Source organism: Halomonas sp. 3D7M (assembly GCF_014897885.1).
GTDB lineage: Bacteria > Pseudomonadota > Gammaproteobacteria > Pseudomonadales > Halomonadaceae > Vreelandella.
Genome location: NZ_JABUZF010000239.1, coordinates 2,549 through 10,350 on the forward strand (window position 1 = coordinate 2,549; position 7,802 = coordinate 10,350).

Here is a 7,802-nt window from a genome sequence, read left to right on the forward strand (position 1 = left end):
TGTTCGTCGCTACGCTAAGTGATGGCTATTCCGGTAAAGCGTAACCAATCACGTAGTCACCCATTTTGGTGCCGAAGGTGCCGTGACCACCGGCGGTAACGACCACATACTGGCGGTCATCTGCGCCGGTGTAAGTCATCGGCGTTGCTTGGCCGCCGGCAGGCAAGCGAGCTTTATACAGCTCTTCGCCAGTGGTGATGTCGTAGCCGCGCAGGTATTGATCCAGTGTGCCGCTTAGGAAGGAAACGCCACCCGCAGTGGTTAGCGGGCCACCCAGCGCAGGGACGCCGACGTTCAGACCAATCGGCAGATCAAAGGGCATGCTGTCGCGGGTGGTGCCATTGTGGTGCTTCCACACAACTTCGTTACTTTGCAGGTCGATTCCTGCCACATCCCCCCAAGAGGGTGCTTGGCAGGGAAGGCCGAGCACTGACAGCAGCGGGCCGAGTTCTACTGCGTAAGGGGCACCCGTGTTGGGCTGCAGGCCTTGCTCGCTAGCTGAGCCTTGGCCATCCTCAACTTCATCACGTGGAATCAGCTTGGAAACAAACGCTAAGTACTTCGCGCCGGTAAACAGTGCTTGGCGTTCTGGGTCTACCGCAACACCACCCCAGTTCATCACCCCAACGTTGCCAGGGTAGATAATGCTGCCTTCCAGCGAAGGCGGTGTGTACTGGCCTTCATAGCGCAGCGAGAGGAATTGGATGCGGCACATCATCTGATCAAAGGGTGATGCGCCCCACATGTCGCGCTCGGTAAGCGGCGGTGGTAGCAAATTCAGTGCTGAGCGAGGTTGGGTTTCTGCCGTCCAGTCGCCTTCAATAGCACCTTGAGGGGCGGGCACTTCTTCAATGGGCACAATCGGCTCGCCGGTCTCACGGTTTAACACATACAAGCTGCCTTGTTTAGTGGGCTGAATGACGGCTGGCTGGGTGCCATCTGCTGTTGCCAAGTCAATCAATACGGGCTGTGCAGGTGTGTCCATGTCCCACAAGTCGTGGTGTACAAACTGGTACACCCAGGCCACTTGGCCGTCGTTCAAATTAAGCGCTACTAGCCCGGCACTAAAGGTCTCATCATTTTCAGAGCGGTTAGCGCCGTACTGGTCTGGCGTAGCGTTACCCATGGGCAGGTAAACGAGGCCAAGCTCTTCATCGGCGCTAATCGGCGCCCACACATTGGGTGAGTTACGCGTGTAAGTCTCGCCCTCTTCTAATGGTGCGGTGTCTTCAGGGTTGCCGCTGTCCCAGTTCCACACTAGTCCGCCAGTATGTACGTCGAAGGCGCGTATAACGCCAGAGGGTTCGTCGGTTGAGCTGTTGTCGGTAACGTGGCCACCCAAAATTACTAAGTCTTCAGTGACAGTCGCAGGCGATGTCGAGTAATAGCCTCCTGGGCTAAACTCGCCAATATTGTTCGTCAGGTCGATCTCACCGTTTTCGCCGAAACTTTCACAGCGCTCCCCGGTATCGGCGTTGAGTGCAATCAGGCGGGCATCGGCGGTGGGTAGGTAAAGCCTGCGTGGGCACATGACATCGGTGGCGCTTAACAGCTCAGACGTGGAGTCTTCTTCTGAGGTGAGCGAGAAGGAGAGGTCGAGTTCAAACTGACTGCCATCGGCATACAGTGTTGGTTTATCGATGGTGGAATCTTCAGTACTGCTGGAATAATTAGCCGCATCATAATACGCCAAGCCGCGGCAGGTCATATGTGCCCAACCGGAAAAGTCGTCTGCGCCCATGGTGCTAATGTTGGGATCAAACGCCCACAGGGTTTCGCCGGTTTCGGGCGACAGTGCCATCGCACGGCTGTGCGATGTACAAATATAAAGGCTATCGTTGACCTTTAACGGCGTGTTTTGGTTGGTGATTTCAGGCGGTGCATTGGGGCCGGGTTCATCACCGGTTTGAATACGCCACACCTCTTCCAGTTCGCCTATATTTTCGGGAGTAATCTGACTAAGCGAGGAGTAGTGCGTCCCTGCATTAGTGCCGCCGTAGGCAGGCCAGTCATCGCCTGCAGCCTGGGCTGGGTTAACCTCTTTATTATTGGCAGACTCCATCGTGCCTGCCACAGTACCTGGATAGGTGAATTGACTAGCAATTGCCACAATAATCGCTGCGACAATGCTTGCCACTAGCGCTAGGCTGCCGCCGCGTGAATGTAGCGGTTTGCGCCACCAGGGAAGCAGTAAAATGATGCCAATTAAACAGACAATGGCAACCCTGGGGACCAGCTGCCACCAGTCTAAGCCAACTTCCCAGAGTGCCCATAGCAGCGTTGCAAAAAGTACCGCTGCATAAAGCCATAAGGCTATGCCTTTGCGCATTGCCAGCAGTACACCGACAACAAAAATACTGACCCCAGCGATTAAGTAGTAAGCGCTACCACCTAAACTAAGCAGCTTAGCGCCGCCAATGGTCAGTGCAACACCAGCTACCGCGAGTAGCAGGCCAAGCAGTAGCGCTGGCCATTTGCCGTGGGCACGCGTGTGTCCATCCATGAGAAAACCCCTATTAACAACGAATTGAAGCCGCTTGGTAAAATTAGAAAAGCGACAGATCTGCAACGTGCCCTAACCCATTGGCAGTGATGATGGGTTAAAACACACATTGATTATGGGTAATTTTAATAATCAATTCACTTTTGGTCTAATAATTTGCTTGCTAAGTAGTGCTGCAAACCAAAAAGCCGCGCCTGTTACCGTGGCGCGGCTTGTTATTGAGGTAGGAAATAGTGAGGTAGCAATGTGGGGTTAACTTGACGTAAGCATGGCTTAGTCAGTGAGCTTCACCAGCATTTTGCCGGTGTTGCCCCCTTCAAAAAGCGCTAAAAAGGCATCCGGTGTGCTTTCAAGACCCTCTTTGACGGTTTCTTTATAGGCTATATTGCCTTTCGCTACCTGAGGAGAGACTTCGTTGAGGAAGTAGCGATAGCTAGACCAGTGATCGGCAACAATAAATCCCTGCATCTTAGCTTTGCGTACCACCAACTGGGAAAGGTTGCTCGGCCCTGGTGCCGGTGCTTCGGCGTTATAGCTGTCAATCATGCCGCATACAGCAATGCGTGCACCGTCATTGAGTTGACTTAGCGCTGCTTCTAAGCAGATACCACCAACGTTCTCAAAATACACGTCAATGCCATTAGGGCTAGCAAGCTTAACAGCGTCGCTGAGTTCCTGTGCACTTCGGCCTTGGTAGCTAACCGGCTCAACGCCCAATGATTCAAGCCATGCAAGCTTGTGGGCAGCCCCAGCAATGCCAACCACGTGGCAACCTTTGGCTTTCGCCAGCTGTACAGCAAGCGAGCCAACAGCACCACTGGCAGCGCTTACCAGTACATTGTCGCTAGGTTTACACTCGGCAATAAGGTTCAAGCCTGTCCATGCCGTCATACCTGGCATGCCCAATACACCTAGATATGCTTGTTCTGGTACGTCACTGTCTGGTAACGCAGTGACACTGTCGCCTGACACCTGCGCGATATCCCGCCAGCCGCCCATGTGGCTGACTTTATCGCCTTCCTTAATGGTTGGGTGGTTAGACGCAATGACCTCGCCAATTGCGCCACCTTCCATCGGCTTGCCCAGCTCAAAAGGGGCGACATAGGTGCGTACCCCTGTCATTCGTCCACGCATATATGGATCAACGGACAGCCAATGGTTGCGAACCCTGACTTCACCTTCGTCAAGATCGGGAAGTTCCTGACTTTCCAGTGAAAATAGTTCGCGTTTAGGTAAGCCGGTGGGGTAATTCGTTAAGGTAAAAAAGCGAGATTGCATGGGTGCCTCCTGCATGTGTGATTTAAACAAATCTCCTTGCAGCATAGAGACCGTTAGCGCGCTTTCAAGTTCGTCGAAGAGTTAATTTGCTGTGCAATAAAAAAGCGGCTCTGGTGAGCCGCTTTCAATTAAGCTTAATCTTCTTCAACGCTGTTTGTTTAAGGGGTATCACACACTTGCGGGTGTGTTATCCGTTAATCGACCAGGGTGATCATGACGGGGGCAACGCCGCGTCGAATCATGCCGAGTTGGCGAGCTGCCCGTTTTGATAGGTCAATAATACGTCCCTTAACAAAGGGGCCGCGGTCATTAATCAGTACCTCAACCTCCTGGCCAGTATCAGGGCGGGTAACTAGCACCTTGGTGCCAAAAGGAAGCGTTGGATGAGCAGCCGTTAGCGCTTGTTGGTCAAAAGGTACGCCACTGGCTGTAGGGGAACCCTGGAAGCGATCGCTGTAAAAGGATGCGATTCCCTCTTGAATTTCTGTGGCAAATGCATGACCAGTGGAAAAGAAGGTGAGTAATGCCGCAGCACAGCTCGTGCGGATGAACCGTTTAGATGCTCCCATTGGAGTGCCTCAGTTTACATTGTGCCGATTCTTTATGTGTCGGAGTATTTACCGATATCTGCTCCGATGGTAACGTGGTCATTTTAATACGGCAAGCTTTACGAAGATCGGTGCAATTGGCTTCTAAATTAAGATTTTTTGCAACTTTCTTCAGTGCCGTTGTGATTCAGCAAGTTAACGAAGTGTGGTCGATGTAACTCGGCGGTGTCATGTGTCTGGTATAAATTTTAGATAAAGGCTCACTTTACTCAGATAGGCATCATATAATTAGCACTCGCTAGGTTTTACATGTTTGCCAATAAACAAGGATGCACCTATGGCTAAGTCTTCTTCTCTAACGCTAATTTTGGTTGCCGCCGGTGGGGTTGCTGTTGGGTTGTTAGCCGCTCAGGCGGCGCCCAGTTTTACATCAACGACAAGCGCCGCAGAACCTACCAGTGCGGAGCAGGGGCAGGTTTCCCAAGCATTAGCAGGGCTCGAAAGTATTACGCTAGGTGAGCAAACTAGGGGAGAGATTACCTCGGCAGCGGAGCTGAACGGTAATGATGGTAGCCGCTATGTGCGCTATGTCATCAATCTGGAAGAGGACTCGTTAGTCGAGTTTTCTCTCAGTGGTGCCTTAAGGGGAGTCGTTGCTCTCTATGACGATGGGCTGCAGCTGCTGGAGAATGCCGAGACCGTTCGTCATCGTATCGAAAAAGATGGTCAATACGTAGTGGCCGTCAGTGGGGCGGATGCAAGCAGCTATGGCCCATTCACCCTTAATAGCCGCACGGTTGAGCTGAGCGATTCTGACACGCTGACCATTGGCGAGCCGATGGATAGTTGGCTAGGTGGCACGTCACGGGAAGTGACGTTAACCGTTGAAGAAGAAGGTATGTATCAAATCGAGATGCGTGCCGATGAGTTTGATGCGTATCTGGAGCTGTCTGGTCCGAACGGCTACAACCGTGAGGATGATGATGGCGCTGGCAACTTGAATGCACGTATTTCAGACTTTCTTGCTCCTGGTGATTACACCGTCACCGCACGTTCTGCCTTCGGCGAAGGGAGTGGTCTTTTTACGTTGAGTGCGGAGCCACGTGAATTGCCTGACGATCTGCGCAATGATGGGAGTGTTGTGCCCAGCGAAACGCTGAATGGTTGGTTTAGCGGCCAGGAGCGAAGCTATCAACTAGAGATCGAAGAAGCGGGTATGTATCAAATTGATATGCGCTCAAGCGATATCGACTCTTATCTTGTGCTGGAAGGGCCAAATGGCTACTTCCGCGAAGATGACGATAGTGCTGGCAATCTGGATGCCAGTATTGCCGACTTTTTAGCACCGGGTAGTTATCAATTAACAGCACGCACGGCGTATGGCTCCGACAGCGGTTTGTTTACGCTTTCAGTAGAGCCGCGTGAATTGCCGGAGGGTGTAGAACTACGTAATGAGGGTGAGTTAACAGCTAATGAAACGCTCACTGGCTGGTATAGTGGTGAGCCGTTGACCTATGAACTCACTTTAGAAGAAAGCTCTTTGGTTAGGCTCAGCATGCGTTCAAGTGACTTTGATACGTATTTAGAGCTAAGTGGCGGCGGTGATTCTTATAGCGATGATGACGGCGGTAGCGGCACTAACTCGCGTTTAGAGCAGGCGCTTTTGCCGGGTACCTACACTGTTGTTGCACGTGGTTTCGCAGTTAGCGGCAGCGGCATGTTTGAGTTGCAAGTCAATACAGAGCCAACAGAAATGCAGCCTGACGCGTAATGTAGCGCACGTTGTATGATGCAACGCCCTTGCTGGAGACAGCAGGGGCGTTTGCTTTTGTATTCCTATTTACGTGGCTTGAAGGTGCCTACGTTATTCACAAGGAGGTTTTATGCTGCGCTATTCATTCGGTTTAACGGTGATTGGTTTATTGTTACTAGGTGGTTGTCAGTCGTCGGATGATGCTTCTGCAGAGTCACTTACGCTTGCTTCCAAAGCGGTTGAAAAAGAGTACATAGCACCTGAGTGTCAGGCTGAACAGTGCTCTACCGTCACCGTGTCTGCGCTCGCGTTTCCGCAATCTGCAGAGCTAACGGAGCAGTTACAAAAACGGCTGTTAACGCTTGCAATGGGCATCACTGAGGAGGATGCATTGCCAGCTGATAGCTGGGAGGCCTATGCACAAAACTTTTTTGAGCTAGCTGAGGAAGATAATCGCACCTCACCTGGAGCAATGACTAGCGAAGCGGTATTAGAAGCTAAGGTTTATGGGCAGCACAACGACTTATTGATACTTGAGCTAAGTAGCTACGTTTATCATGCGGGGCAAGCGCATGGTTTGCCAATGACTGAGTTTATGGTGATAGACGAGCGTCAGCTGCGTGTGGTTGATCCAGACGATATGTTGTTGGAAGGCCAGCAGGGCGCTTTTCAAGCACTGCTTGATCAGGCCCACCAACGCTGGATAGAGGAGATGGGTCATGATGAGCAGTTTGCCCTCAATTGGCCGCTCAGCGAGAGCCGCAACATAGCCCCGTTGGCAACTGCCTGGGAAGTTAAATACAACGTCTATGAAATTGCCCCTTATGCAGCCGGCCAGCCTGTTCTGACGATCCCCCTTGATGCGCTGGAAGGTATCGCAAAGCCTCGCTATTTAGGTCAATAGTGTTTAGCGGCTTGCTTTTAAACAGCCTACGACGACCAATAAGGCGGCCGTTGGTAGCCGCCAGTCAAACACGCTGACGCCTGCCAGTACCAGTAGCAGTGCCGCTAGGATCGGTACGCCATAGGCAAGGCTGCCGACTAGGCTGGCTTGGCCAAAGCGTAGTGCTTTATCCCAGGCCACCATAGCGATGCCGTACGGCCCAAGCCCCAGCGCGATACCCGCCAACAGAGCCTCACCCTGCGGCATGATGAAGGTTCCTTCCACTATCAAGCTGGCGCAGGCTGCAACAGCGCAGGCGATCATTAATAACCGCGGGAGCAATGGTGTTAGCGATACAGGAGCTACTTGCCCGAGCCAGGAGTAGAGCGCCCAGCAACAAGCCGCCAGTAGCGCTAACCCATACCCTGAAGCAGCCCCGCCAAAGCCGCCACTTAAGGCTTGCGGCAGTAACAAAATAGCGGCACCCGAAAAAGCAATTAGCGCACCTGTCACGCTGGCGATATGCAGACGACCAAACCGGCTCCATTGGCTTAATAGTACAAACAGCACTGGCCAGGTGTAGGTGATCAAAGCGGCTTCTGCGGCAGGTGCTAGACGCATGCCAATGTAGTAACTGCTAACAGCACCAACGATCAATAGTGGTAGGCCAAGCCATACGCTAATTTGCCAGCGAGGACGGCAAGCCGCGACGTTAACGCGACGGCTGAGTGGCAATGTTGCCAGTGCACCTGCAAGCAGCGTAAGTGCGGTGAGCTGAAGCGGAGAGGTATCCCGAGCCAACTCTGCTAATAGCGGCGCTATGCTCCATAACATCAC

General features: G+C 52.5%; 6 protein-coding genes. 2 read left to right on the forward strand and 4 right to left on the reverse strand.

Annotated elements, in window-relative coordinates; genetic code table 11:
• Positions 1-25 precede the first annotated feature (25 nt).
• The 3 genes from INT22_RS13770 to INT22_RS13780 all read right to left on the reverse strand — a co-directional run bounded on the left by INT22_RS13770 (position 26) and on the right by INT22_RS13780 (position 4,350).
• Positions 26-2,503 carry a glucose/quinate/shikimate family membrane-bound PQQ-dependent dehydrogenase gene (locus INT22_RS13770; protein ID WP_193060918.1) on the reverse strand — a complete coding sequence of 826 codons (2,478 nt, stop codon included), beginning with the start codon at positions 2,501-2,503 and terminating at the stop codon, positions 26-28.
• A 273-nt stretch (positions 2,504-2,776) separates the two neighbouring features.
• Entirely contained in the window at positions 2,777-3,781 is a 1,005-nt protein-coding gene (locus tag INT22_RS13775; RefSeq protein WP_193060919.1) for an NADP-dependent oxidoreductase, read from the reverse strand.
• A gap of 194 nt (positions 3,782-3,975) precedes the next feature.
• Positions 3,976-4,350, reverse strand: coding sequence for a septal ring lytic transglycosylase RlpA family protein (locus INT22_RS13780; protein WP_089038975.1), 375 nt, complete (start codon positions 4,348-4,350; stop codon positions 3,976-3,978).
• 316 nt (positions 4,351-4,666) lie between these two features.
• On the opposite strand from INT22_RS13780, the gene INT22_RS13785 reads away from it, so the two are divergent.
• Together INT22_RS13785 and INT22_RS13790 are read left to right on the forward strand one after the other, a co-directional pair.
• On the forward strand, positions 4,667-6,100 hold the full coding sequence (locus INT22_RS13785) for a hypothetical protein (RefSeq protein ID WP_193060920.1): 1,434 nt from the start codon (positions 4,667-4,669) through the stop codon (positions 6,098-6,100).
• Between the two features lie 112 nt (positions 6,101-6,212).
• Complete coding sequence (locus tag INT22_RS13790) at positions 6,213-6,986, forward strand: RsiV family protein (protein WP_193060921.1); 774 nt, start codon at positions 6,213-6,215, stop codon at positions 6,984-6,986.
• A 3-nt stretch (positions 6,987-6,989) separates the two neighbouring features.
• Here INT22_RS13790 and INT22_RS13795 read toward each other — a convergent pair.
• A partial coding sequence (locus tag INT22_RS13795; RefSeq protein ID WP_226912734.1) for a DMT family transporter occupies positions 6,990-7,802 on the reverse strand: 813 nt, incomplete at its 5' end.